The following is a 24,546-nucleotide window of genomic DNA, read 5'->3' as shown; positions in this document are numbered from 1 at the left end:
ACGAAAAGCAGTGTAAAGGTCGTTCAAATGATGATGCCTACTTACGGTACAAAATTCCCTGCGCGTACCACTGTCCCGTAATAATGGTTTCATCAATCATAATGATGACGTAATAATCTGCTTTTGCGGCAACGGCCTGCGCTTCAATTGCGTCTTCTGCATCATCCGGTGAACCGCGAACCATCGCGGATACGGTTCCCAGGCGTTGTAATCCTTCCGTCTGATTACGACGTATTTCCTGGGGATGATCGGTAACCGGCGGTGCCGGTTCTGGCGTACCCTGCAATACGGAACATCCGCCGAGCAGTGTGACCAGCAATAAAGCGGTAAGCCTGCGCATAGCCCTGTCTCTTTTCCTGATAGCCATAGTGTAGTTGTCTGTGAATTTAGTTTTGGGGGAATGTTCCCGAAGTGTTATCTGGAACGTAGATTTCGAATGAAAATATCGTGAAACCGTAATCCAGCTCTCAACATTATGAATCATTCATCAGCACAGGATCGACAATGATTGAAATTGAAACGCGCCGCCTGAATGACCATGAAATCCTCCATGCTTTTCCGGCAGGTAAAGGTGAACAACCGCTGCCAGCGGTGGTTTTCTATCATGGCTTTCTCTCCTCGAAGCTGGTCTACAGCTATTTTGCCGTCGCGCTGGCGCAGGCCGGTTTTCGCGTCGTCATGCCTGATGCCCCGAACCATGGTGCACGCTTTAATGGCGATGAGCAGGCGCGGCTGGGGCTGTTCTGGCAAACGCTGCACGGCAATCTGACCGAGTTCGCCGGGCTGCGTGACGCGCTCTTACAGGCGGGGCTGGTGGAGGGGAAACGGCTGGCGGTCGCAGGCGCATCAATGGGCGGAATGACGGCGCTGGGGATCATGGCCAGGCATCCTGAGGTAGCGTCCGTGGCTTGCCTGATGGGGTCGGGCTACTTTACGTCACTGGCAAAGACGCTGTTTCCGCCGCAGGCACCTCAGGAGATTGAGGCTCTGTTGTCTGAATGGGACGTCAGCCACGCGCTTTCGCGGCTGGCCGATCGTCCGCTGCTGCTCTGGCATGGAGATGCCGACGACGTTGTACCGCCCGGTGAAACGTTCCGTCTGCAACAGGCGCTACAGCGCGAAGGGCTGGACAGCAATCTGACCTGCCAGTGGGGAGCCGGCGTCCGGCACCGCATTACCCCGGCAGCACTGGAGGCAACGGTGGCGTTTTTCCGCCAGCATCTTTAAACGCGGAGCACCTTAACACCCTGATCCTCAAGCTTGCTGAGGATCTCAGGGTTGGCGTTTTTGCCGGTGATCACCATGCTGATTTGCTCGGCGCGGCTGAAAAGCATGCCGGCGCGTTCACCGACCTTGCTGCTGTCGACCAGCACCACCAGCTTGCCTACCACGTTAAGCATGTTTTGTTCCGCCATTGCGGTGAGCATATCGGTTTTATACAGGCCATCCGCCGTCAGGCCCTTGCCGCTGGTAAACATCCAGTGCCCGGCATAAAGGCTATTTTCACTGTCCTGCGGGCTGAGGGTAATGGACTGGCTCTTGTTGTACTGGCCGCCCATGATCACCACGCTTTCATGTTCCTGGTCAATGAGATAGTTGGCCAGCGGCAGGTAGTTAGTAATGATTTGCACCGGTTTGCCGCACATCTCGCGGCCCAGCAGAAACGCCGTCGAGCCGCAGTTGATCACCACGCTCTCGCCGGGATTCACCAGCTGTGACGCCGCTCGGGCAATCCGCACCTTTTCATCGTGATTCTGCGCCTGGTGGATGTTCATTGGCGTCCAGCGTGGACGCTGCTGGCTGATGGCCTCTGCGCCGTTGCGGACTTTTTTCAGCTTGCCGCTCTCATCCAGCTTGTTGATGTCCCGCCGCGCGGTGGCGGGTGAGATCCCTAAACGTTCGATCACTTTCTCGACGGTGATAAACCCTGTTTGCGCCAGGAGTTCCAGTAAAATTTGATGCCGTTGCGCTTCCGTCATGAGCTATTCCGATAAGAATTGATTTGAAAAGATAATATTTGAAATAGCGTGAAATTACTAAAATAAAAATGACATCGCCAGACGCAGGGTCTGGCGACTGGGCTTCACAATCAGAGGAAGGATTTAAACGGCAGGTCTGGCTCAATAGTAAAGCAATCATCGAAGCCACGCGGGTAGTGGTACTCAAGATTGTCTTTATCCAGCGGCCAGGTGAATTTGCCGCCAACCTGCCAGATGAAAGGCTTGAAGCCATACTTGAGGCGGTCTTTTTTCATCTCCCACAGGACGCGGATCTCTTGCGGATCGGCCTGGAAGTTTGACCAGATATCGTGATGGAACGGGATCACCACTTTGGTGTTCAGCGCTTCCGCCATGCGCAGCATATCCGCGCTGGTCATTTTGTCCGTGATACCGCGCGGGTTTTCCCCGTAGGAGCCGAGCGCCACGTCAATCTGATGCTCGTTGCCGTGCTTCGCGTAGTAGTTAGAGTAGTGGGAATCTCCGCTGTGATACAGGGAGCCGCCAGGCGTTTTGAACAGGTAATTCACCGCGCGCTCGTCCATCCCGTCTGGCAGTACGCCTGCGGCTTTCTGGTCGGCAGGCAGGGTAATCAGCGCGGTGCGGTCAAAAGCATCCAGCGCGTGAATTTCAATGTCTTTGATTTTCACTACGTCGCCCGGCTTCATCACGATGCAGCGCTCTTTTGGTACGCCCCAGCCGATCCACAAATCCACGCAGGTCTGCGGCCCGATGAACGGTACGTCGTCCGCGCAGTTTTGCATCACCGCGGCCGCCACGTTTACGTCAATGTGATCGTTGTGATCGTGGGTAGAGAGCACGGCGTCGATCTGGCGAATGGCAAAAGGATCAAGCACAAAAGGCGTGGTGCGCAGGTTCGGCTGAAGTTTTTCCACCCCGGCCATACGCTGCATCTGGTGGCCTTTTTTCATCAGCGGATTGCCGTGGCTCTGCTTGCCGGTGCCGCACCAGAAATCGACGCAAATGTTGGCGCCGCCTTCTGACTTCAGCCAGATGCCGGTGCAGCCCAGCCACCACATCGCAAAGGTGCCAGGAGCAACCTGTTCCTGCTCGATCTCTTCGTTCAGCCAGCTACCCCACTCTGGAAAGGTGCTCAGGATCCATGATTCACGGGTGATGGTTTCCACTTTACTCATCGTTTGACTCCTGCTTTTAATCAAAAATAATCATTATGTGATTTGTTGTGATTAATGCTGGCACTGTTTGCATCGATTTGCAATGGCTGGTGTGCGGAAAATTCCCCTCATCACATCACAGAAAAACCGTCTGTTCGTTGTTAAGATAACCGCTATATATCATTAACATGATGAATTTTAAGAATTAATTTGCTGTGTTTCATCGGTAGTGAAAATCATTACAAAAGCTATGGAAATAAATTGCGTGATCCGTCACAAATAATCAAATTCAATCTTGTGATGATTATTTGTGATTAATAGAGTGATGGCACCAACCACACAGGGATTACCCCTTGTGTTCTCACTTTCTGGAGAGAGTTATGGAGATCCTCTACAACGTCTTTACCGTGTTCTTTAATCAGGTAATGACCAACGCCCCGCTGTTGCTGGGTATCGTGACGTGCCTGGGTTACATCCTGCTGCGCAAAAGCGTCAGCGTGATTATCAAAGGCACCATCAAAACCATCATTGGTTTTATGCTGTTGCAGGCGGGGTCTGGCATTCTGACCAGCACGTTTAAGCCGGTCGTTGCCAAAATGTCCGAGGTGTACGGCATTAACGGCGCCATCTCTGACACTTACGCGTCCATGATGGCCACTATCGATCGCATGGGTGATGCGTACAGTTGGGTTGGGTATGCGGTACTGCTCGCGCTGGCGCTGAACATCATTTACGTGCTCCTGCGTCGCATCACCGGCATTCGAACCATCATGCTTACCGGGCACATCATGTTCCAGCAGGCGGGGCTGATTGCCGTTTCTCTCTATATCTTTGGCTACCCAATGTGGACCACGGTCATCTGCACGGCAGTGCTGGTCTCGCTTTACTGGGGCATCACCTCCAACATGATGTACAAGCCCACGCAGGACGTCACGGATGGCTGCGGCTTTTCCATCGGTCACCAGCAGCAGTTCGCCTCCTGGATTGCCTACAAAGTTGCGCCTTATCTGGGCAAAAAAGAGGAGAGTGTCGAAGACCTCAAGCTGCCTGGCTGGTTGAATATCTTCCACGACAACATCGTCTCAACGGCGATTGTGATGACCCTTTTCTTCGGTGCCATTCTGCTCTCCTTCGGCATTGACGTGGTGCAGGCCATGGCGGTTAAAACCCACTGGACGGTCTATATCCTGCAAACCGGCTTCTCTTTCGCCGTGGCCATTTTCATCATCACCCAGGGCGTGCGCATGTTCGTCGCCGAACTCTCTGAGGCGTTCAACGGTATCTCCCAGCGCCTGATCCCTGGCGCGGTACTGGCGATTGACTGTGCGGCTATCTATAGCTTTGCGCCAAACGCCGTGGTCTGGGGCTTTATGTGGGGCACCATCGGCCAGCTGATTGCGGTCGGCATCCTGGTGGGCTGTGGCTCCTCCATCCTGATTATTCCCGGCTTTATCCCGATGTTCTTCTCCAACGCCACCATCGGCGTGTTTGCGAACCACTTCGGCGGATGGCGCGCCGCGCTCAAGATCTGCCTGACGATGGGCATGGTTGAAATCTTCGGCTGCGTGTGGGCGGTCAAGCTCACCGGTATGAGCGCCTGGATGGGCATGGCGGACTGGTCAATTCTGGCACCGCCGATGATGCAGGGCTTTGCCTCCGTCGGGCTGGTCTTTATGGCCGTCATCATCCTGATTGCATTGACTTATATGTTCTTCGCTGGCCGTTCGCTGCGGGCTGAAGAAGATGCGGAAAAACAAACAGCAGAAGTTTCTGCTCACTAAGGAGTTTCGATTATGACCGTACGTATCCTGGCTGTGTGTGGCAATGGGCAAGGAAGCTCCATGATCATGAAAATGAAAGTGGACCAGTTTTTAACCCAGTCAAACATTGACCACACGGTGAACAGCTGCGCAGTGGGTGAATACAAAAGTGAACTGAACGGCGCGGACATCATCATCGCCTCAACGCACATTGCCGGTGAGATTAGCGTCTCGGGTAACAAATACGTGGTAGGCGTGCGCAACATGCTGTCGCCTGCGGATTTTGGACCAAAACTGCTGGACGTGATCAAAGAACACTTCCCACAGGACGTGAAGTAAGGACGCCACATGAAACTACGTGATTCGCTGGCAGAGAATAACTCCATCCTTCTACAGGCCGACGCCAGCACCTGGCAGGACGCGGTGAAGCTGAGCGTGGATCTGCTGGTTAAGGCGGACGTTGTCGAGCCGCGTTATTACCAGGCCATTCTGGACGGCGTGGCGCAGCACGGCCCCTATTTTGTGATTGCCCCGGGGCTGGCCATGCCGCATGGACGTCCGGAAGAGGGCGTCAGGAAAACCGGTTTTTCGCTGGTGACGCTGAAAACGCCGCTGGTGTTCAACCACGAAGATAACGACCCGGTCGATATCCTCATCACCATGGCGGCTGTCGATGCCAACACCCACCAGGAGGTGGGAATCATGCAAATCGTCAATCTGTTTGAGGACGAAGCCAATTTCGACCGTTTACGCGCCTGCCGTACCGCGCAGGAAGTACTGGATTTAATTGATCACGCCACTGCGGCGGCAGTTTAAGAGGGAATTGAATATGTCATTACCAATGTTGCAGGTCGCGCTGGATAACCAGACGCTGTCTCACGCCTACGAAACCACCCGCCTGATTGCGGAAGAAGTCGACATCATCGAAGTGGGCACCATTCTGTGCGTAGGCGAAGGCGTGCGCGCCGTTCGTGACCTGAAAGCGCTCTACCCGCATAAAATCGTGCTCGCAGATGCCAAAATCGCCGATGCGGGCAAAATTCTCTCTCGCATGTGCTTCGAAGCCAACGCTGACTGGGTCACCGTGATTTGCTGTGCGGATATCAACACCGCGAAAGGTGCCCTGGATGTGGCAAAAGAGTTTAACGGCGACGTGCAGATAGAGCTGACCGGTTTCTGGACCTGGGAGCAGGCGCAGGCGTGGCGCGACGCGGGTATTCAGCAGGTGGTGTATCACCGCAGCCGCGATGCGCAGGCCGCAGGCGTGGCGTGGGGCGAGGCCGATATCAGCGCGATCAAACGCCTGGCCGATATGGGCTTCAAAGTCACCGTTACCGGTGGCCTGGCGCTGGAAGATCTGCCGCTGTTCAAGGGTATTCCAATCCACGTCTTTATTGCCGGCCGCAGCATTCGCGACGCGGCATCTCCGGTGGAAGCGGCGCGTCAGTTCAAACGCTCCATCGCTCAGCTTTGGGGCTAAGGAGCGGGTATGTTGTCAAAACAGGTCCCGCTTGGCATCTATGAAAAGGCACTCCCTGCGGGGGAGTGCTGGCTGGAGCGGTTACAGCTGGCGAAGCAGCTGGGTTTTGATTTTGTCGAAATGTCGGTAGATGAGACGGACGAGCGCCTTTCTCGCCTGGACTGGACCCGCGAGCAGCGTCTGGCGCTGGTGAGCGCCATTGCCGAAACCGGCGTGCGGGTGCCATCCATGTGCCTGAGCGCGCACCGTCGTTTTCCGCTTGGCAGTGAAGACGATGCCGTGCGCGCTGAAGGGCTGGAGATCATGCGCAAAGCCATTCGTTTTGCGCAGGATGTCGGCATCCGCGTGATCCAGCTGGCGGGTTACGACGTTTACTATCAGGACGCCAACGATGAAACGCGCCGTCGTTTCCGGGACGGCCTGAAAGAGAGCGTTGAGATGGCAAGCCGCGCGCAGGTGACGCTGGCGATGGAGATCATGGACTACCCGTTGATGAACTCCATCAGCAAGGCGCTGGGCTATGCACACTACCTGAACAACCCGTGGTTCCAGCTGTATCCGGATATCGGCAACCTGTCGGCATGGGATAACGACGTACAGATGGAGCTTCAGGCGGGCATCGGGCATATCGTGGCGGTGCACGTTAAAGATACCCGTCCCGGCGTGTTTAAAAACGTGCCGTTCGGCACCGGGGTGGTGGATTTCGAACGGTGCTTCCAGACGCTCAAACAGACCGGCTATTGTGGGCCTTATCTGATTGAGATGTGGAGCGAAACTGCGGACGACCCGGCGGCAGAAGTGGCGAAAGCCAGGGACTGGGTGCGCGAGCGGATGGCGCGGGCAGGCCTGCTGGAGGCGGAACATGCTTAAGCTAAAACAGCAGGTCTTTGAGGCCAATATGGATCTGCCGCGCTATGGCCTGGTGACGTTCACCTGGGGCAACGTGAGCGCCATCGATCGCGAGCAGGGGCTGGTGGTGATTAAGCCGAGCGGCGTAGCCTATGACGCCATGCGCGCTGAAGATATGGTGGTGGTTGACCTCGAAGGACACGTCGTTGAGGGCAAATGGCGTCCTTCTTCAGATACGGCAACCCATCTGGCGCTGTACCAGCGTTATCCGTCTCTGGGGGGCGTTGTTCACACCCACTCCACGCACGCGACCGCCTGGGCGCAGGCTGGGCTGGCAATTCCGGCGCTGGGCACAACCCATGCGGACTACTTCTTCGGTGATATTCCCTGCACGCGCGCGTTAACGCAGGCTGAAGTCGAAGGTGAGTACGAACTCAACACCGGCAGGGTCATTATCGACACGCTGGGTGAGACGGAACCACTGCACACGCCGGGGATTGTGGTGTACCAGCATGGTCCGTTCTCGTGGGGTAAAGATGCGCATGACGCCGTGCATAACGCGGTGGTCATGGAAGAAGTGGCTCGAATGGCGTGGATTGCGCGCGGCATTAACCCGCAGCTTCAGGGCATTGATGATTACCTGATGAACAAGCATTTCATGCGTAAGCACGGACCCAATGCTTATTACGGGCAGAAGTGAATATGTGCTCTGGAATACCGAAACAGCTGTAACCGGTGGTATTCCGGGGCCATTCATAAAAAAAGCCCCCGCGCAGGGGGCAAGTCATATATTGCTTTGATTTTGGTTGGCTTTCCTGGTGCTGGCGATAAAGCGTTACTGGTAAATATCTGCACTGGCGTGCATATTGCCGTTGCTGCCGGGCTCACGTGTCAGGATGACGTGATAGTATTTTGCGCCCCGCGCGTCGGTTTCTTCATTCAGCGCCCGATCTGCTTCACTTTCAGTGGCGAAGTTATGATTGATGTAAATTACGCCTAAGCTGTGCACATTATCCATGTTTCTGGCCTGTCGGCTGTCTATCCTGATGGCTGCCATTGCGTTTGCACTGAGCAAAAGCGCAGCCAAAATGGCGATTGCGATTCTTTTCATGATATGCGCTCCACGACTGCGTGCGGTGATACGGGGTAATGCGCTCCTTCTCTGTTTAAGGGATTCTGATTAAAGTGTAATCGCTCCTCTGGTTGCGATGGGTGACCATTTCTGATGGTGTTGTTCAAAAAAACAGCGCTTCTGATGCGAGTGATTTTAAATCACCCACTTAGATCAGCTTTACGCTTTGTGCGAATTATTTGTGCAATCACCTTGTGTTTAGCGGGGGGCGCAAGTATTATGACGCGTCAATTTTTCAGCCGACCTTTAACACGTTCCTTGCCTCCCCGGGCCTCGGCTGACCCAGACAGGAGGCTGAATAATCCGTAAGGAGCAATTCGATGCGTCATTACGAAATCGTTTTTATGGTCCATCCTGACCAGAGCGAACAGGTTCCGGGTATGATCGAGCGTTACTCTGCTGCCATCACTGGTGCAGAAGGCACGATCCACCGTCTGGAAGACTGGGGCCGCCGTCAGCTGGCTTACCCAATCAACAAACTGCACAAAGCTCACTACGTTCTGATGAACGTTGAAGCGCCGCAGGAAGTGATTGATGAGCTGGAAACTACCTTCCGCTTCAACGATGCCGTTATCCGCAGCATGGTTATGCGTACCAAACACGCAGTGACCGAAGCATCTCCGATGGTTAAAGCGAAAGACGAGCGCCGTGAGCGTCGCGATGATTTCGCAAACGAAACCGCAGATGATTCTGATGCTGGGGATTCTGAAGAGTAATTTCTGATGACCAACCGTCTGGTGTTGTCCGGCACCGTGTGCAGGACCCCCCTTCGAAAGGTCAGCCCATCAGGAATTCCGCATTGCCAGTTCGTGCTTGAGCATCGTTCTGTGCAAGAGGAAGCCGGGTTTCACCGGCAGGCGTGGTGCCAAATGCCCGTTATTATTAGCGGACACGAAAACCAGGCCATTACTCACAGTTTAACGGTCGGTAGCGCAGTAATCGTTCAGGGGTTCATCTCTTGCCACAAGGCAAAGAACGGCCTGAGCAAAATGGTTCTGCATGCCGAGCAGATTGATTTGATAGATACTGGAGACTAGCCAAATGGCACGTTATTTCCGTCGTCGCAAGTTCTGCCGTTTCACCGCGGAAGGCGTTCAAGAGATCGACTATAAAGATATCGCAACGCTGAAAAACTACATCACCGAAAGCGGTAAGATTGTCCCAAGCCGTATCACCGGTACTCGTGCAAAATATCAGCGTCAGCTGGCTCGCGCTATCAAACGCGCTCGCTACCTGTCTCTGCTGCCGTACACTGATCGTCATCAGTAATCGGGCACGGTCCATTAATACGACTTTAAGAGGATAAGGTAATGCAAGTTATTCTGCTTGATAAAGTAGCAAACCTGGGCAGCCTGGGTGATCAGGTAAACGTTAAAGCGGGTTACGCTCGTAACTTCCTGGTACCACAGGGTAAAGCTGTTCCAGCTACTAAGAAAAACGTAGAGTTTTTCGAAGCACGTCGTGCTGAACTGGAAGCCAAACTGGCTGACGTTCTGGCGGCTGCTAACGCTCGCGCTGAAGCAATCAACGCACTGGGCACCGTTACCATCGCGTCTAAAGCTGGCGACGAAGGTAAACTGTTCGGTTCCATCGGTACCCGCGATATCGCTGATGCAGTCACTGCGGCAGGCGTTAAAGTGGCTAAGAGCGAAGTTCGCATGCCGAACGGCGTTCTGCGTACCACTGGTGAGCACGAAGTTGACTTCCAGGTTCACAGCGAAGTGTTCGCTAAACTGGTTGTTAACGTAGTAGCTGAGTAATTTTTTACTCTGCTCACGTCGAAGCGCCGGCCTTGTGCCGGCGTTTTGCTTTTTAGCGTGACCCTACGTCATGTTTTGCTATTGTAAGGTCGCTATTCCTGACGCATTTTCTGATAATAAATTGAAACGCAATTTTATTTATGAGATTTGTCATGGATACCGCTCTGCCCACGCCCGTCTTTGCCCGTCGAAATGTGGCCTATGCCTGCGCCACGCTCTGCTGTCTGCTTTGGGGAAGCTCTTACCCGGCCATTAAAAGCGGCTACGAACTCTTTCAGATCGCGACCGATGATATCCCGTCCAAAGTCGTCTTTGCCGGATACCGTTTTCTGTTTGCCGGTGCGCTGCTGCTGCTCTTTGCCCTGGCCCAGCGAAAACCGATTGGCAGGCTCACGCCCACGCAGTTTGGCCAGCTCACGATCCTCGGGCTTACCCAGACCACCATCCAGTACACCTTCTTTTATATCGGCCTGGCCTACACCACCGGGGTGAACGGCTCGATCATGAATGCCACCGGCACCTTCTTCAGCGTGCTGCTGGCGCACTTTATCTACCACAATGACAAACTCAGCTACAACAAAACGCTGGGCTGCGTTCTGGGCTTCGCCGGGGTGATGCTGGTGAATTTCCACGGCGGGTTACGTGATTTCCAGTTTGTCTGGCAGGGTGACGGATTTGTCGTGCTGGCGGCCTTTATTCTCTCTGCCGCCACGCTTTACGGGAAACGCATTTCCCAGACCGTTGACCCGACGGTGATGACGGGCTGGCAGCTGGCGATAGGCGGGGCGGCACTGGTTGCGGGAGGCTATATCACGGGCGGGACGCTGGAGGTGCACAGCATGAAGGCCGTCGCCGTGCTGGGTTACCTGACCCTGCTCTCATCCGTGGCGTTCGCCCTGTGGAGCGCGCTGCTGAAGGTGAACCGCGTGAGCATGATTGCTCCGTTCAACTTTGTCATTCCTGTTGCAGGGACGGTGCTTTCCGCCATCTTCCTCGGCGAAAACATTCTGGACATCAAATACGCGATTGCCCTGGTGCTGGTCTGTTCGGGGATCGGGTGGGTGAACAAGCGGAGCGCCTGAGAAATGACGTGCCGGGAGGCGGCTTCGCCTGACCCGGCCTACGGGAACTAGCGTGCCCGGATAAAACTGCCGTCCGGCTGACGGGTAAACAGCACCTGCTGACCATTCCCCGTGTCAATGGTCAGCCCCGTCACTACGCCGCTGGCATTCTGGCGGATCTGCACCATCTGACCATTTTGCAGGTTGCTGAGCGGTTTGCCTGCCCCTTCAACCTGCGCCATGGCATACACATCCGTTGCCGGCAGATTGTGGTCGCGGAACAGCTGGGCAAGGGTTTTCCCTGACTCTACGCGATACGAACGCCACTGCTGCTCAATGCCGGTCGGCTGTTGCGCCTGCGGCTCTGAAGGAGCGGCGGCCTGCTCCTGATCTTCCTGAACGGGTTCAGGTTCAACCGGCGCAACCTGGCCCGGATCGTTAGAGGGCGTGACCAGCTGCGTCTGCATCGGCTGTGAATCCGGCTGCGGCTGGCTTTGCGACTGGATATCCAGCTCCGCATTCCGGCTGACCGGCGCGGTATCAACGTTGTCACTGCCGGAAGGAAGCAGGAAGCCGATGACGATCAGCAGCGCGCCAATGATAATGCCTCTGCGGTGCAAAGGCGGCAGCGGGTCCATGATGCGAAAGTTATCCGGCGCATGCCAGATTTTCGCCAGGGTAGGTTTCAGTTCAAATCGCCCGGGCATGGCTCTCCTCCTGCTCCGCGTCTTTTTATCCTGTCCTGAGAAGTGTAGTTTGCTAACTGCCTGATGGGCGTAACAAAGCCAGCTTTCGTGACATATATTTGGGAAAATCCTGACGGCTACTATTGTTTCCGTTTCGCCGCTGTTTGTCACCTTTACTTAAGACAAAGTTTTACCCATAAGGGCATGGCTGATATGCTGCCCGCTACTTTAAATGTGATGGAAGGAAAACCCATGACCACCCCGACTTTTGACACTATCGAAGCGCAGGCAAGCTACGGCATCGGCTTGCAGGTAGGACAGCAGCTGAGCGAATCCGGCCTGGAAGGTCTGTTACCGGAAGCGCTGGTGGCGGGTATCGCTGATGCGCTGGAAGGCAAGCAACCCGCCGTGCCGGTTGACGTTGTGCACCGTGCGCTGCGTGAAATTCACGAACGTGCTGACGCCGTGCGTCGCGCGCGTTTCGAAGAGATGGCGGCAGAAGGCGTTAAATATCTGGAAGAGAACCGCGAGCGTGAAGGCGTGAACAGCACCGAGTCCGGCTTGCAGTTCCGCGTAATCAATCAGGGAGATGGTGCCATCCCGGCGCGTACCGACCACGTTCGCGTGCACTACACCGGTAAGCTGATCGACGGTACCGTGTTTGACAGCTCCGTTGCGCGTGGCGAACCGGCTGAGTTCCCGGTTAACGGCGTTATCCCAGGCTGGATAGAAGCCCTGACCCTGATGCCGGTAGGCTCAAAGTGGGAACTGACCATCCCGCACAACCTGGCTTACGGCGAGCGCGGCGCTGGCGCATCCATTCCGCCATTCAGCACCCTGGTGTTTGAAGTCGAGCTGCTGGAAATCCTGTAATCGGTTTTTCTTATTTTCCTCTCTCCAGTCGGGGAGGGGAAAATAGCGATAAAACCTGGAGTTACGACAGAATCAATATTTTGTATTGCAAACGAAACTGTTACGTGTATTTTTGTGAGCTGTTTCGCGCTGTATGAGTGATATGACACTCACTTTCAACATATTATTAACATAATATCCAAATCATAGTATTCATCCCGCCGATTCTTACCTACTATCGATTAGTCCTTACAAAGGGACCGTCATTTATTTGGCGTATTTAAAGGCCAGAAGAGCCGTAACAACACAGACAGGCATAAACAGGAAAATATCACATGGTAGATCAGGTCAAAGTCGCCGCCGCGGAAGAGGCGACGTCTGAACAGTCGCTACGGCGAAATCTCACAAACCGTCACATTCAGCTCATTGCCATTGGGGGCGCCATCGGCACCGGGCTGTTTATGGGATCGGGCAAAACCATCAGTCTTGCCGGCCCGTCGATCATCTTCGTTTATATGATCATCGGTTTTATGCTCTTCTTCGTGATGCGTGCAATGGGTGAACTGCTGCTCTCGAACCTCGAATATAAATCCTTCAGCGATTTCGCGTCCGACCTGCTCGGTCCTTGGGCAGGCTATTTCACCGGCTGGACCTACTGGTTCTGCTGGGTGGTCACCGGTATGGCGGACGTTGTCGCCATCACGGCCTACGCGCAGTTCTGGTTCCCCGGGCTGTCGGACTGGGTGGCCTCGCTGGCGGTGATTATCCTGCTGCTGAGCCTTAACCTCGCCACCGTAAAAATGTTCGGTGAGATGGAGTTCTGGTTCGCGATGATCAAAATCGTTGCCATCATCGCGCTGATTGTCGTCGGGCTGGTGATGGTGCTGACGCACTTCCAGTCGCCAACCGGCGTTCAGGCGTCGTTTGCCCACCTGTGGAATGACGGCGGCTGGTTCCCGAAAGGCATCAGCGGCTTCTTTGCCGGCTTCCAGATTGCGGTGTTCGCATTCGTGGGGATTGAGCTGGTCGGCACTACGGCGGCGGAAACCAAAGATCCGGAGAAATCCCTGCCGCGCGCGATTAACTCCATCCCGTTGCGTATCATTATGTTCTACGTATTCGCGTTGATTATCATTATGTCCGTGACGCCGTGGAGCTCGGTGGTGCCAACCAAGAGCCCGTTCGTTGAGCTGTTTGTGCTGGTCGGTCTGCCGGCGGCGGCAAGCCTGATTAACTTCGTGGTGCTTACCTCTGCGGCGTCGTCTGCGAACAGCGGCGTGTTCTCCACCAGCCGTATGCTGTTCGGACTGGCGCAGGAGGGCGTTGCCCCGAGCGCGTTTGCCAAACTCTCAAAACGCGCGGTGCCGGCAAAAGGGCTGACCTTCTCCTGTATCTGCCTGCTGGGCGGCGTGGTGATGCTTTACGTCAACCCGAGCGTAATCGGCGCGTTCACCATGATCACCACGGTGTCGGCGATCCTGTTCATGTTCGTCTGGACCATCATCCTCTGCTCGTACCTGGTGTACCGCAAGCAGCGTCCACACCTGCACGAGAAGTCGATCTACAAGATGCCGCTGGGCAAGCTGATGTGCTGGGTGTGCATGGCGTTCTTCGTCTTTGTGCTGGTGTTGCTGACGCTGGAAGACGATACCCGTCAGGCGCTGATCGTCACGCCATTGTGGTTTATCGCGCTGGGGCTGGGCTGGCTGTTTATCGGTAAGAAACGTATGGCAGGCATGCGTTAAGCATGTTGCCGGGTGGCGCTGACGCTTACCCGGCCTACGTTCGAGGACGTTGTAGGCCCGGTAAGCGCTAGCGCTACCGGGCTTTTTTATCTATCAGCCAATGCCCGCGGGAACAGCACGTTATTCTCAAGACTGATGTGCTCCATCAGATCGTCAATCATCTCATTAATGCCGTTGTACATGGCTTTCCAGGTGGTGCACGCCTCAGGCGGCGGCGTGACGTTGTTGGTGGTGTGTTTGATCACCTCCAGCAGTTCGCCGGCGTCATCATGTTCGCTTTCCATCACGCTGATGGGCCCCATCGCCTGGCTCCCCATGCCCTGTTTAATCATCGGGAAGAGGATCTGCTCTTCTTTCATCATGTGGCTGGAAAGTTCTTCGTGCAGCATGGTCAGGTATTTCGCCAGGCCGCGCGGTACGGAAGGTTTATCGGCGTGAACGCGCTCTACTTTGGTGGCCTGTAAAATCAGCTCCGGCAGCTGTTCACGGTGACGGTCGTGGTAACGTACGATGATGTGGTCGATGATTTCAGCCAGCGGCGCGGTGCGCCAGTCTTTGTCGACAGGCTGTTCTGCCAGCTTAGCCAGCTCCGCTTCGATAGCTTCTACATCCAGCTCTTTACGCGACGCTGCGCGCGCCAGCGTTTGCTTACCGCCGCAGCAGTAATCCATATCGTATTTACGGAACAGCGCAGAAGCGCGAGGGATGGAGAGCGCCAGCTCGCCCAGGGGTTGGTCGCGGAAGGCCATAGGAGTTACCTCATCATCAGAAATATAAGATGCATTTTAAATGCATCTTTAAGACGATACTATAACCCTTTAGAGGCAAGGGTAAAAGTGAGAGGGCGATCACAAAAAAAGCGTGCTTTTAACCTGCTGATTGAATGCAGAAAAAAGCTTTCGAAAGTTTTTAAAGGTGGAGAAACAGTAAACAACCTGCCGCACGTGCCGATAGATACAGGTCAGACAATACCTGCATATCAAAAGGCAACGCATGTTCAAACGTATAAAAGTCATTACTCTTCTCATCTCGGTGCTGCTCGTGCTCGGCATCATGCAGCTGATCTCAGCCGGCATTTTCATTAATGCGCTCAATAACGATAAAGAGAACTTCACCGTTTCTCAGCTTTCCAGCCAGAACGTCGCGGAGTTGACCGACGCCTGGATCAGCCTTAACCAGGCGCGCGTTACCCTCAACCGCGGCATGCTGCGTCTGCAAAGCAGCATGGCATCTCAGATTAACGGCGGGCAGCTGAACGAGCTGGTCAATACCGCGAAAAACCTGCTGGCCGATGCCCAGACCCATTACGATAAATACTACGCGCTGCCGGAAACGCCGGGCATGGACGAGCACCTGGCCGACAGGCTTGAAGAGCAGTATCGCATCTACTCCGCCACGCTGACGCAGATGAACGTTCTGCTGAGTCAGGGCAACCTGGAAGAGATGTTCAAACAAAATGCCGAACACAAGCAGACCGCGATGCAAAAGGTCTACCGCGAATGGCGCGAGGCGCAGGCCGCGCTCACCGACAAAGGCATCAAGGACAATGAAAGCGACTACAAGCGAATTCTGTGGATCCTTTCTGCGGTCATGCTGCTGGTGGTAGCCGTCATTATCTCCAGCTGGATTGCCATGCGCCGCGTGCTGCTGCTGCCGCTGGAAGAGGTGATCAACCACATCCGCGCCATTGCGGCAGGCGATTTAACCCAGCCGATTCACGCTGAGGGTAAAAACGAAATGGCGATCCTGGCGCGTAACGTTCAGGAGATGCAAACCGCGCTGGCGAATACGGTGGGCGTGGTGCGCGAAGGCGCAGATACAATCTACACCGGCGCGGGTGAAATCTCGGCGGGCAGTAATGATCTCTCGTCCCGTACCGAGCAGCAGGCCGCCTCCCTGGAAGAGACGGCAGCCAGCATGGAGCAGCTAACCGCTACCGTGAAGCAAAACGCCGATAACGCGCGTCAGGCGTCGCGTTTGGCGCTGGATGCCTCTTCCACCGCGAAGAAGGGCGGAAACGTGGTCGAGGGCGTAGTGCGCACGATGGATGAAATCGCCACCAGCTCCAGCAAGATTGCGCAGATCACCAACGTGATTGACGGTATCGCCTTCCAGACCAACATTCTGGCGCTGAACGCGGCGGTCGAAGCGGCGCGTGCGGGCGAGCAGGGGCGGGGCTTCGCGGTTGTCGCGGGCGAAGTGCGAACCCTTGCTCAGCGCAGCGCGCAGGCGGCGAAAGAGATCAAAGCGCTGATCGATGATTCCGGCGAGCGCGTTAACGCGGGCTCTCAGTTGGTGAATGAAGCGGGGGCGACGATGGCGGAAATCGTCAATGCGGTTACGCACGTGACGGACATCATGGGCGAGATTGCCTCAGCCTCCGACGAGCAGAGCCGCGGTATCGATCAGGTGGGCCAGGCGGTAGCGGAGATGGATCGCGTTACCCAGCAGAACGCTTCGCTGGTGGAAGAGTCTGCGGCAGCGGCAGCGGCGCTGGAAGATCAGGCCGCGCGCCTGAACGAAGCGGTGGCGGTATTTAAGATCACCCGCAACCAGGCGGTTAAAGCCGCGCCCGTGAAGGCTTACGCGGCTAAGGCGCAGCCCGTAGCAACGGCGTCTGAAGCGAACTGGGAAACGTTCTGACATTGTGCCGGGTGGCGCTGACGCTTACCCGGCCTACGGTTTTGTAGGCCCTGCAAGCGAAGCGCCGCTGGGCGAAAAGCTCACCCCTCCGACGCTGGAACAACCCTCGGTTTTTCCGGCTTCGCTCTCACCGCAATCACTACCCCAACGACCAGCAGCGCGATCCCGCAGGCCGTTAATAGCGGCGGCACGCTCTGGCGCATCAGGAAGGTATAGAGCAGCCCGGCCAGCGTCTCAAAGACAATCAGCGGCCCTAATATCACCGTCGGCAGCTTCTGGCTGGCAATGTTCCAGCACAGCGCGCCCACCCACGAACACAGCACAGCAATCGCAACCATTAACCCGACGTATACCCACGGGCGCGGTCCGAAGGGCAGGGCGAAATCCGGATGCTCGCTACCCAGCCAGACACACGCACCCGCATAGCCCAGCAGCGAGACGGGAAGCGTGACCAGCGCCTGCGCCGTGGCCCACATCATTGGATGCTTATCCGGGTTTTCCCGCAGCCAGCGTGCGTTGCGCAGGGCATACCAGGCCCAGCAGACCACCGAAATAACCGCCAGAAAGATCCCTGAACCGTAACGCCACATGCTGAAATTTTCCAGACCACGGCGTAGTTCGGCAATATTCACGCAAGCCAGCCCCACGGCGATGCATACCAGCGCGGGCACCATTTTTGACCACGCCAGTTTGCCGTCACGCTGGCTGTACAGCAGGTTCGCGAACACAGGAATGACGACCGGCAGCGTGCCGATAATCATGGTGGAAACCGGCGCGCCGGTGCGCTGAATGGCGCTGGCCAGGCAGACGTAGTAGATCAGGTTGCCCATCATCGTCAGCGCCAGCGCGGTGAGCCAGTCCTGGCGACTCAGCTGGCGCAGGCGCGCACGCCCCAGCCACGCCAGCGGCACGGCAATCAGCCCCAGCGCCAGATAGCGTCCGGTCGACTGCAATATCGCCGGGTACTCCGGCACTATCAGCGGGCCGACGAAAATCAGCCCCCACATCAACCCTGCAAGCAGGGCATACAACACGCCGCTAATCATCTTTCCATCCACAGTAATACATGTTGTAGCCAGTGTAGGAGGCACAGATGCGTGCGTATTGTATGAGGTTGCGCATTAGCGCGGCGAAACCTGCTTCTGGTAACGCACGGGCGTAATGCCGTAGCGGTGGGTAAAGGCGCGGGTCAGGTGAGACTGATCGGTCAGCCCCGTTGCGGCGGCGACTTCGGCGGCAGGCATGCCGTGAGTGAGAAACGCCTTTGCGCGCCATAGTCGGATGGCCATCAGCATCTGATGTGGGGTGACGTGAAAATGGGCCTTAAACTGGCGCTGGAAATGGTACGGACTGAGCGAAACGACGCTCGCCAGCTCGTCCAGGGTGAGCGCGCGCATATAGTTGTCATGCAGATAGTCGCGAACGCGCTCGAAGCGGTGCGCGCCCTCCCGGGCTACCGGCGCATGACGGGCCAGCGGCTGGAACGTCTCAATCAGATCCAGCAGCAATCCTTTCTGTGCCAGCGGATCGTCCGTGTGCCACAGGCCATAAATCAACTGGCCTATCTGTTGCGAGCGCAGCGGATCGTGACGCGTGACGTCGCTAAACCACCAGTGGCGCAGGCCGGTGACTTCTTCCAGCAGGTCGGGTTCGATATAGACCATCCGGTAGCGCCAGCCGCCTTCGGTGGCGGATTCTCCGGTGTGGATCTCGTCCGGGTTCATGGTCACGACGGATTTTTCCGCGGCAAGATGCTGGGTACCGCGATAGCGGAAGCGTTCGGCGCCGGTTTCAATGGTGCCGATGCCAAACGCTTCGTGAGTGTGCGGCTCGAAGGCGTAGTCAGAGATATGGGCGTGATAAAGCTCCAGACCCGGCAGCTGCGCCAGATGGCGAAAGCGCGCGCTGTCTCTCTCATCAGTAAACTGTTCCGGTACGCCTTGCACGGTGAGCCTCCTCGTGGGTCATCGCCTCATTATCAGAGATGACCCGAAGGGATGCCACCAAAAATAACCAATTCTTAACAATTACAGAATCGCTTTGATGCTCTCCGCCAGCGGCGTGGTCGGGCGACCGATCAGTTTGCTCAGGGTACGGCTGTCGTCAAACAGGCCGCCTTTGGACGCGCCGGTATCGGAATCCGCCAGCATATCCGCCAGCCCGGCAGGCAGGCCTGCGCCCTTCAGCGCGGCGGCGAAATCCGCTTCGCTCAGGTTCTGATACGCCACCGGCTTGCCGCTCAGTCTGCTCAGCTCCGCCGTCAGTTCGCTCAGCGTCCAGGCACTGTCGCCCGCCAGTTCATACACCTTGCCGGCATGACCCTCTTCAGAAATCACTTTCGCTGCCGCCGCCGCGTAATCCGCACGGGTCGCCGAGGCAATTTTGCCTTCACCTGCGGCACCAATAAATACGCCGTGCTCCAGGGCAGGCGGCACGCTCGCAAGATAGTTTTCGGTATACCAGCCGTTGCGCAGCAGGGTATAAGGCACGCCGGATTCAGCCAGCGCTTTCTCGGTTTCTACGTGCTCAACGTGTAGACCCAGCGGGGAGGTATCCGCATGCAGCAGGCTGGTGTAGGCGATAAGTTTCACCCCAGCGGCTTTGGCGGCGTTAATCACGTTCTGATGCTGTGCGGCGCGCTGGCCCACTTCGCTGGAGGAGATAAGCAGCAGCTTATCCACGCCGTTCAGGGCGGTGGTGAACGCGGCCTGGTCGGTATAGTCCGCCTGACGTACCACCATTCCCCGCTGGCTTAAGGCGTCGGCTTTTGCCGGGTTACGCACAATAGCCACGATCTGGCTGGCCGGAACGGTTTTCAGCAGTTCTTCAATAACGAGTTGGCCAAGCTGGCCGGTTGCGCCGGTAATCGCGATCATGATGAATCTCCTTCGTGTTTGTCTGGTGTTGTGGCACACTATCACCATCACTAACTTTTAGTAAGTACGTACAAAAAGGTAAGTATGAAAACAACGGTACCGACGCTCAGCGAGCAAATGCGTGATGGCAATCTCTTTGCGGAACAGTGTCCGTCAAGGGAGGTGCTCAAACACGTTACCAGCCGCTGGGGCGTGCTGATCCTGGTGGCATTGCGTCAGGGCACGCATCGCTTCAGCGACCTGCGCCGCAAGATGGGCGGCGTCAGCGAGAAAATGCTGGCCCAGTCGCTCCAGGCGCTGGAGCAGGACGGGTTTGTTAACCGCGTTTCTTATCCGGTTGTGCCGCCGCACGTGGAGTATAGTCTGACCCCGATGGGTATCGAGGTCAGCGAGAAAGTCGCCGCGCTGGCGGACTGGATTGAGGTGAATACGCCGCAGGTGATGGCGAATCGGGATGAGCGTGCGGCGTAAAAGCCGGGTGGCGCGCAAACCTCGATCCCGTAGGCCGGGTAAGGCGAAGCGGCCACCCGGCAATTTCGCTACTTGCTCAAATCCACCTGATAAATCGCGAACCCAATATCATCCGTCGCGACCTTTTTCATCGGATACTGCGCGTTATCCCTGATAAATGCGGCTGCTTTATCGGACGGTGATGTCTCAAAGCGAATATCCAGCGTCGTGTCGCTGTGGATTGGCGCCAGACGCCAGTTGTTGTCCACCGCCGGATGAATTTCACCCGCCTTTTTCGACTCTGCGCTAATCCACGCCGCCAGCACCGAGCGGTTCTCGTCCGGCGAGGCAAAGGCGATGTGGCTGTCACCCGTACCGGCAAACTTACCGCCGTAGGCACGGTAGTTGTTGGTCACCACCAGGAAGGTGGCATTCGGGTCAATGGCCTTGCCGTTGAAGGTCAGGTTTTTAATGCGCTCCGCCTGCGGATCAATGGCCTGGCATTCGCCGTCATATTTCGCGGGCTGGGTAACATCAATCTGATACTTCACGCCGTCGATCACGTCGAAGTTGTAGGTGCGAAAACCGTCCCAGTTAATCAGCGACTGCGGCTTGCTGCTGTGCGGATCGATCTGATTGAACTGCCCGGCAGAGCACTCCAGCCACTCCTTCACCTCTTTTCCCGTGGCTTTCACCACCACGAGGGTGTTGGGATAGAGGTAGAGATCCGCGGCATTACGGAAGGTCAGCTGGCCTTTTTCCACCTCAACGTAGCTGGCCGGATCGTTCTTACGTCCGCCCACTTTGAATGGCGCCGCGGCAGACAGTACCGGCAGATTGGCCAGGTCCGGATCGCCCTGAATATAGTCCTCGACGTAGGCTTTCTGCGCCATGTTGACTACCTGCACGGTCGGATCGTCCTGTACCAGCGCCAGGAAGCTATACATGTTGTCGGCGGATTTACCGATCGGCTTGCTGACAAATTCACGCGTGGCGTCGTGATCGTGCTTCAGGACGTCGACCAGCGCTTTGTCTTCATTCGCGAGTGATTTTTTGGCCACCGCGTCGTAGATCGGGCGCGCTTCCGCCTTCGACTGGGTGACTTTCCAGCTTCCGCTGTCGTTGTTCAACACCAGATCCACCACCCCGAGGTGATCGCCCCACATCCCCGGCATCACCGCTGGCACGCCGTTGAGCGTGCCTTTTTCAATATCTGCGCCTTTGATGCTGGCGAAGTCTTTACCCGGGAAGACGGCGTGGGCGTGGCCGAACAGGATCGCATCGACGCCCGGTACCTGGCTGAGGTAATACACCGAGTTCTCAGCCATCGCCCGATACGGATCTGCCGACAGGCCTGAGTGGGCCACCACCACCACCACGTCCGCGCCTTTCGCACGCATTTCCGGCACGTACTTGCGCGCCGTTTCGGTAATGTCGTTGACGGTCACTTTCCCGTCGAGGTTGGCTTTATCCCACGTCATGATTTGCGGCGGTACAAAGCCGATATAGCCTATTTTCAGCGTCTGTTTTTTACCGTCCTTATCGACCACCTCGGTCTCTTTAATCACGTAAGGGGTAAAAAGCGGCTTCTCCGTCTTAACGTCGATGATATTGGCGTTAACGTACGGGAACGTTGCGCCTGCCAGCGCGTCGTGCAGGTATTTCAGACCGTAGTTAAATTCGTGATTGCCGAGGTTGCCGACGGCATAGTCCAGCGTATTCATTGCCTTATAAACAGGATGGATCTCGCCTTTCTTCAGCCCCTTCGCCGCCATATAGTCGCCGAGCGGGCTGCCCTGAATGAGATCGCCGTTGTCCACCAGCACGCTGTTTTTTACTTCACCGCGGGCGGCGTTGATTAAACTTGCCGTACGTACCAGTCCGAATTTTTCGACAGGCGTATCTTTGTAGTAATCGAAGTCCATCATGTTGCCGTGCAGATCGGTCGTTTCCAGAATACGGAGATCCACCGTCGCTGCCTGAACGCTGGCCGCAATCAGCGTTGCCAGGAGCGTTGCGCTAAACTTAATCATCTGAGGAGTCCTTTTTTCGATCCAAGCCACAAAAGAATATGTATGTAGTATTTGTTGCTTACAGAAGTGTGAATGCTGCCAGAAAAAAGAGCGCTGAAACCAGAATTGCTTCACAGATAGCGGAATTGTTCACATTACGATATAACTAAAACAATAAGTTATGCCCACTGCGTTAACGAAGAGGTGGAGAATGTTAGATAAAATTTGTCAGCTTGCACGGGATGCGGGTGATGCCATTATGCAGGTGTACGACGGTGCAAAACCGATGGACGTTGTCAGCAAAGCGGACGACTCTCCGGTGACGGCGGCGGATATCGCGGCGCATGCGGTGATCCTGAAAGGCTTGCAGGCCCTGACGCCGGATATTCCGGTTCTTTCTGAAGAAGCGCCCCAGAGCTGGGACGAACGTCAGCACTGGCAGCGTTACTGGCTGGTCGATCCGCTGGACGGCACGAAAGAGTTCATCAAGCGTAACGGTGAGTTCACCGTCAACATCGCCCTGATTGAAAAAGGAAAGGCGGTGCTCGGCGTGGTCTACGCCCCGGTGATGAAGGTGATGTACAGCGCGGCGGAAGGCAAAGCCTGGAAGGAAGAGTGCGGCGTACGTAAGCAGATCCAGGTGCGCGATGCCCGTCCTCCGCTGGTGGTGATCAGCCGCTCGCATAGCGACAGCGAGCTGGAAGAGTACCTGCAACAGCTGGGCGAACACCAGACGACGTCGATCGGATCGTCGCTGAAGTTCTGCCTGGTGGCAGAAGGGCAGGCGCAGCTGTACCCCCGTTTTGGGCCGACTAACGTCTGGGATACCGCAGCAGGCCACGCCGTTGCCGCAGCGGCGGGCGCGCATGTGCATGACTGGCAGGGTAAGCCGCTGGACTATACCCCGCGCGAGTCATTCCTGAACCCGGGCTTCCGGGTGTCACTCTACTGATCCAGCAGCTTGTGCAGCAGGGCAACCACCTGCTGCACCTCATCCTGCGTCAGCGCCCCGTCTTTAACCCACTGCACGCGGCCCGCTTTATCCAGCACGATAATCGCTGAGCTCTCCTCTTCCAGCTGCCACGCCTTACGCGTCACGCCGTTGCTGTCGACAATAAACTGCGACCACGGATAGAGCTTCTTATTGCTCTCAAGGCTTGAGCGCACAAACATCCCGGAGCCGGGAATCGCATCGTCGGTATTCACGATGGTGGTGGTCTGGTAGCGATCGTGCGGGAGTTTTGCGGTCTTGATCGCCTCCACAAGGGTCGCGTTTTTCTCTTTTGCGGATGTACGTCCGGCAATATGTTGTACAACTCTCACTTTGCCCGCGAGCTGCGCGCTATTCCAGGCTTTATAGCTAAACTTATCATTGTCGAGAATCAATTCTCCCCGGTCAGCAATACCGACCGGCGGAACACGTTCTCCTTTTTCAATGTTGTGTGCGGAAGCCATCAGCGGCAGGAACAGGCAAGCTGCTGCCAGGAGATTACGTAGGGTCATGGTGTTTCCTTATTGTGAGCAGGTGATCCGACCACTTGGTCATGCGCTTTTAATCATAAGTGCGATCAATGGGCTTTTCCCGCAATCCCGATGCCAGTTTGCGGGCGAACGCACATATCCACGCAAAAACGACGGCATATACTGCTCTGCATCACGCTTTGCAAAGATTATTCTGAATAATTGTAATCAAACGGTAAATAAACTTATGCACACTGGGTAAGTACGAGGTTCTGGTCTATAGTCATTGGGCATCAAAATTTGCGCTCAGGACAGTCGGGCCGATTGTGGCACCGCAAGGGCGTATGATTCGCAGGAGATACAAGAATGAAAATTTTCCAACGCTACAACCCGCTTCAGGTGGCGAAGTACGTGAAGATCCTGTTCCGTGGACGGTTGTATATCAAGGATGTTGGCGCTTTTGAGTTCGATAAGGGCAAAATACTTATCCCAAAAGTGAAGGACAAACAGCACTTGTCTGTGATGTCCGAAGTCAACCGTCAGGTTATGCGTCTGCAAACTGAGATGGCTTAACCAACGTGCTATGCAGTAGTCGTTAAAAAGACGGCTCCCGATGGGAGCCGTTGATGTTTGTGGGGCAGGCGAA

The 24,546-nt window shown here is 55.9% G+C and carries 29 protein-coding genes; 18 read left to right on the top strand and 11 right to left on the bottom strand.

Annotated features, from left to right (window positions below):
- Window positions 1-37: 37 nt before the first annotated feature.
- Window positions 38-367, bottom strand: a complete 330-nt coding sequence (bsmA, locus tag N5C09_RS16775; protein ID WP_063450922.1) for a biofilm peroxide resistance protein BsmA — start codon at window positions 365-367, stop codon at window positions 38-40.
- 137 nt (window positions 368-504) lie between these two features.
- Between bsmA and yjfP the strand changes: the two genes are divergently transcribed.
- Entirely contained in the window at window positions 505-1,227 is a 723-nt protein-coding gene (yjfP, locus tag N5C09_RS16770) for an esterase (protein WP_279749488.1), read from the top strand.
- Here the strand turns inward: yjfP and ulaR are convergent.
- Together ulaR and ulaG are read right to left on the bottom strand one after the other, a co-directional pair.
- Window positions 1,224-1,979 carry an HTH-type transcriptional regulator UlaR gene (ulaR, locus tag N5C09_RS16765; protein ID WP_063867148.1) on the bottom strand — a complete coding sequence of 252 codons (756 nt, stop codon included), beginning with the start codon at window positions 1,977-1,979 and terminating at the stop codon, window positions 1,224-1,226. The two genes, yjfP and ulaR, sit on opposite strands and share 4 nt — an antisense overlap.
- Before the next feature lie 110 nt (window positions 1,980-2,089).
- Window positions 2,090-3,154 (bottom strand): L-ascorbate 6-phosphate lactonase, encoded by a 1,065-nt coding sequence (gene ulaG / locus N5C09_RS16760; RefSeq protein WP_063450919.1) that lies wholly within the window; start codon window positions 3,152-3,154, stop codon window positions 2,090-2,092.
- A gap of 359 nt (window positions 3,155-3,513) precedes the next feature.
- On the opposite strand from ulaG, the gene ulaA reads away from it, so the two are divergent.
- The 6 genes from ulaA to N5C09_RS16730 are packed head-to-tail and all read left to right on the top strand — an operon-like array spanning window position 3,514 to window position 7,922.
- Window positions 3,514-4,914, top strand: coding sequence for a PTS ascorbate transporter subunit IIC (gene ulaA, locus N5C09_RS16755; RefSeq protein WP_279749487.1), 1,401 nt, complete (start codon window positions 3,514-3,516; stop codon window positions 4,912-4,914).
- Between the two features lie 12 nt (window positions 4,915-4,926).
- Entirely contained in the window at window positions 4,927-5,232 is a 306-nt protein-coding gene (ulaB, locus tag N5C09_RS16750; protein ID WP_025758276.1) for a PTS ascorbate transporter subunit IIB, read from the top strand.
- Between the two features lie 9 nt (window positions 5,233-5,241).
- Complete coding sequence (gene ulaC, locus N5C09_RS16745) at window positions 5,242-5,709, top strand: PTS ascorbate transporter subunit IIA (RefSeq protein ID WP_131637464.1); 468 nt, start codon at window positions 5,242-5,244, stop codon at window positions 5,707-5,709.
- Window positions 5,710-5,722: 13 nt separating this feature from the next.
- On the top strand, window positions 5,723-6,373 hold the full coding sequence (gene ulaD, locus N5C09_RS16740; protein WP_063867155.1) for a 3-keto-L-gulonate-6-phosphate decarboxylase UlaD: 651 nt from the start codon (window positions 5,723-5,725) through the stop codon (window positions 6,371-6,373).
- A gap of 9 nt (window positions 6,374-6,382) precedes the next feature.
- Window positions 6,383-7,243 (top strand): L-ribulose-5-phosphate 3-epimerase, encoded by an 861-nt coding sequence (locus N5C09_RS16735; protein ID WP_063867157.1) that lies wholly within the window; start codon window positions 6,383-6,385, stop codon window positions 7,241-7,243.
- Entirely contained in the window at window positions 7,236-7,922 is a 687-nt protein-coding gene (locus N5C09_RS16730; protein ID WP_279749486.1) for an L-ribulose-5-phosphate 4-epimerase, read from the top strand. Before N5C09_RS16735 ends, N5C09_RS16730 begins: the two co-directional genes overlap by 8 nt.
- Before the next feature lie 135 nt (window positions 7,923-8,057).
- On the opposite strand, the gene yjfY is transcribed toward N5C09_RS16730, so the two are convergent.
- On the bottom strand, window positions 8,058-8,333 hold the full coding sequence (gene yjfY, locus N5C09_RS16725) for a DUF1471 family protein YjfY (RefSeq protein ID WP_279749485.1): 276 nt from the start codon (window positions 8,331-8,333) through the stop codon (window positions 8,058-8,060).
- A gap of 341 nt (window positions 8,334-8,674) precedes the next feature.
- Between yjfY and rpsF the strand changes: the two genes are divergently transcribed.
- From rpsF to N5C09_RS16700, 5 genes are all read left to right on the top strand, one after another.
- The gene (gene rpsF / locus N5C09_RS16720; RefSeq protein ID WP_003856034.1) at window positions 8,675-9,070 is read left to right on the top strand and encodes a 30S ribosomal protein S6; all 396 of its coding nucleotides are present in this window, start codon (window positions 8,675-8,677) and stop codon (window positions 9,068-9,070) included.
- A 6-nt stretch (window positions 9,071-9,076) separates the two neighbouring features.
- The gene (gene priB / locus N5C09_RS16715) at window positions 9,077-9,391 is read left to right on the top strand and encodes a primosomal replication protein N (RefSeq protein ID WP_022646836.1); all 315 of its coding nucleotides are present in this window, start codon (window positions 9,077-9,079) and stop codon (window positions 9,389-9,391) included.
- A 4-nt stretch (window positions 9,392-9,395) separates the two neighbouring features.
- On the top strand, window positions 9,396-9,623 hold the full coding sequence (gene rpsR, locus N5C09_RS16710) for a 30S ribosomal protein S18 (RefSeq protein ID WP_000135199.1): 228 nt from the start codon (window positions 9,396-9,398) through the stop codon (window positions 9,621-9,623).
- Window positions 9,624-9,664: 41 nt separating this feature from the next.
- Window positions 9,665-10,114: a 50S ribosomal protein L9 gene (rplI, locus tag N5C09_RS16705; protein ID WP_006810372.1), complete on the top strand. Its 450-nt coding sequence runs from the start codon at window positions 9,665-9,667 to the stop codon at window positions 10,112-10,114.
- Between the two features lie 152 nt (window positions 10,115-10,266).
- Entirely contained in the window at window positions 10,267-11,196 is a 930-nt protein-coding gene (locus N5C09_RS16700) for a DMT family transporter (RefSeq protein ID WP_279749484.1), read from the top strand.
- Between the two features lie 47 nt (window positions 11,197-11,243).
- On the opposite strand, the gene N5C09_RS16695 is transcribed toward N5C09_RS16700, so the two are convergent.
- A complete protein-coding gene (locus N5C09_RS16695) occupies window positions 11,244-11,882 on the bottom strand; it encodes an OapA family protein (RefSeq protein WP_063450911.1) in 639 nt (212 codons plus the stop codon).
- 231 nt (window positions 11,883-12,113) lie between these two features.
- Here N5C09_RS16695 and fklB point away from each other — a divergent pair, with 231 nt between their 5' ends.
- The gene (gene fklB, locus N5C09_RS16690) at window positions 12,114-12,734 is read left to right on the top strand and encodes an FKBP-type peptidyl-prolyl cis-trans isomerase (RefSeq protein WP_063450910.1); all 621 of its coding nucleotides are present in this window, start codon (window positions 12,114-12,116) and stop codon (window positions 12,732-12,734) included.
- A gap of 314 nt (window positions 12,735-13,048) precedes the next feature.
- On the top strand, window positions 13,049-14,458 hold the full coding sequence (gene cycA / locus N5C09_RS16685) for a D-serine/D-alanine/glycine transporter (RefSeq protein ID WP_063450909.1): 1,410 nt from the start codon (window positions 13,049-13,051) through the stop codon (window positions 14,456-14,458).
- 86 nt (window positions 14,459-14,544) lie between these two features.
- Here cycA and ytfE read toward each other — a convergent pair whose 3' ends face one another.
- The gene (gene ytfE / locus N5C09_RS16680) at window positions 14,545-15,207 is read right to left on the bottom strand and encodes an iron-sulfur cluster repair protein YtfE (RefSeq protein ID WP_279749483.1); all 663 of its coding nucleotides are present in this window, start codon (window positions 15,205-15,207) and stop codon (window positions 14,545-14,547) included.
- Window positions 15,208-15,451: 244 nt separating this feature from the next.
- Here ytfE and N5C09_RS16675 point away from each other — a divergent pair, with 244 nt between their 5' ends.
- Complete coding sequence (locus N5C09_RS16675; RefSeq protein ID WP_279749482.1) at window positions 15,452-17,101, top strand: methyl-accepting chemotaxis protein; 1,650 nt, start codon at window positions 15,452-15,454, stop codon at window positions 17,099-17,101.
- 80 nt (window positions 17,102-17,181) lie between these two features.
- Here the strand turns inward: N5C09_RS16675 and N5C09_RS16670 are convergent, their stop codons facing one another.
- The 3 genes from N5C09_RS16670 to N5C09_RS16660 form a co-directional block, all read right to left on the bottom strand.
- Window positions 17,182-18,147: a DMT family transporter gene (locus tag N5C09_RS16670; protein WP_279749480.1), complete on the bottom strand. Its 966-nt coding sequence runs from the start codon at window positions 18,145-18,147 to the stop codon at window positions 17,182-17,184.
- A gap of 75 nt (window positions 18,148-18,222) precedes the next feature.
- Window positions 18,223-19,047: an AraC family transcriptional regulator gene (locus N5C09_RS16665; RefSeq protein WP_063867169.1), complete on the bottom strand. Its 825-nt coding sequence runs from the start codon at window positions 19,045-19,047 to the stop codon at window positions 18,223-18,225.
- A gap of 81 nt (window positions 19,048-19,128) precedes the next feature.
- Window positions 19,129-19,977: an SDR family oxidoreductase gene (locus tag N5C09_RS16660; protein ID WP_131637444.1), complete on the bottom strand. Its 849-nt coding sequence runs from the start codon at window positions 19,975-19,977 to the stop codon at window positions 19,129-19,131.
- An 84-nt stretch (window positions 19,978-20,061) separates the two neighbouring features.
- Between N5C09_RS16660 and N5C09_RS16655 the strand changes: the two genes are divergently transcribed.
- Window positions 20,062-20,448, top strand: coding sequence for a helix-turn-helix domain-containing protein (locus N5C09_RS16655; RefSeq protein ID WP_063867172.1), 387 nt, complete (start codon window positions 20,062-20,064; stop codon window positions 20,446-20,448).
- Between the two features lie 68 nt (window positions 20,449-20,516).
- Here the strand turns inward: N5C09_RS16655 and N5C09_RS16650 are convergent, their stop codons facing one another.
- Complete coding sequence (locus N5C09_RS16650) at window positions 20,517-22,460, bottom strand: bifunctional 2',3'-cyclic-nucleotide 2'-phosphodiesterase/3'-nucleotidase (protein WP_279749479.1); 1,944 nt, start codon at window positions 22,458-22,460, stop codon at window positions 20,517-20,519.
- 190 nt (window positions 22,461-22,650) lie between these two features.
- Between N5C09_RS16650 and cysQ the strand changes: the two genes are divergently transcribed.
- The gene (gene cysQ, locus N5C09_RS16645) at window positions 22,651-23,391 is read left to right on the top strand and encodes a 3'(2'),5'-bisphosphate nucleotidase CysQ (RefSeq protein ID WP_015572488.1); all 741 of its coding nucleotides are present in this window, start codon (window positions 22,651-22,653) and stop codon (window positions 23,389-23,391) included.
- Here cysQ and N5C09_RS16640 read toward each other — a convergent pair.
- Window positions 23,385-23,942 carry a YtfJ family protein gene (locus N5C09_RS16640; protein ID WP_236329454.1) on the bottom strand — a complete coding sequence of 186 codons (558 nt, stop codon included), beginning with the start codon at window positions 23,940-23,942 and terminating at the stop codon, window positions 23,385-23,387. The genes cysQ and N5C09_RS16640 overlap by 7 nt on opposite strands.
- Before the next feature lie 324 nt (window positions 23,943-24,266).
- Here N5C09_RS16640 and N5C09_RS16635 point away from each other — a divergent pair, with 324 nt between their 5' ends.
- A complete protein-coding gene (locus tag N5C09_RS16635) occupies window positions 24,267-24,473 on the top strand; it encodes a DUF1107 domain-containing protein (protein WP_003856054.1) in 207 nt (68 codons plus the stop codon).
- Window positions 24,474-24,546: the final 73 nt, after the last annotated feature.

It is taken from the genome of Enterobacter sp. GD03975 (assembly GCF_029838645.1).
GTDB lineage: Bacteria > Pseudomonadota > Gammaproteobacteria > Enterobacterales > Enterobacteriaceae > Enterobacter > Enterobacter quasihormaechei.
This window is presented reverse-complemented; position numbering and strand designations above follow the sequence as displayed.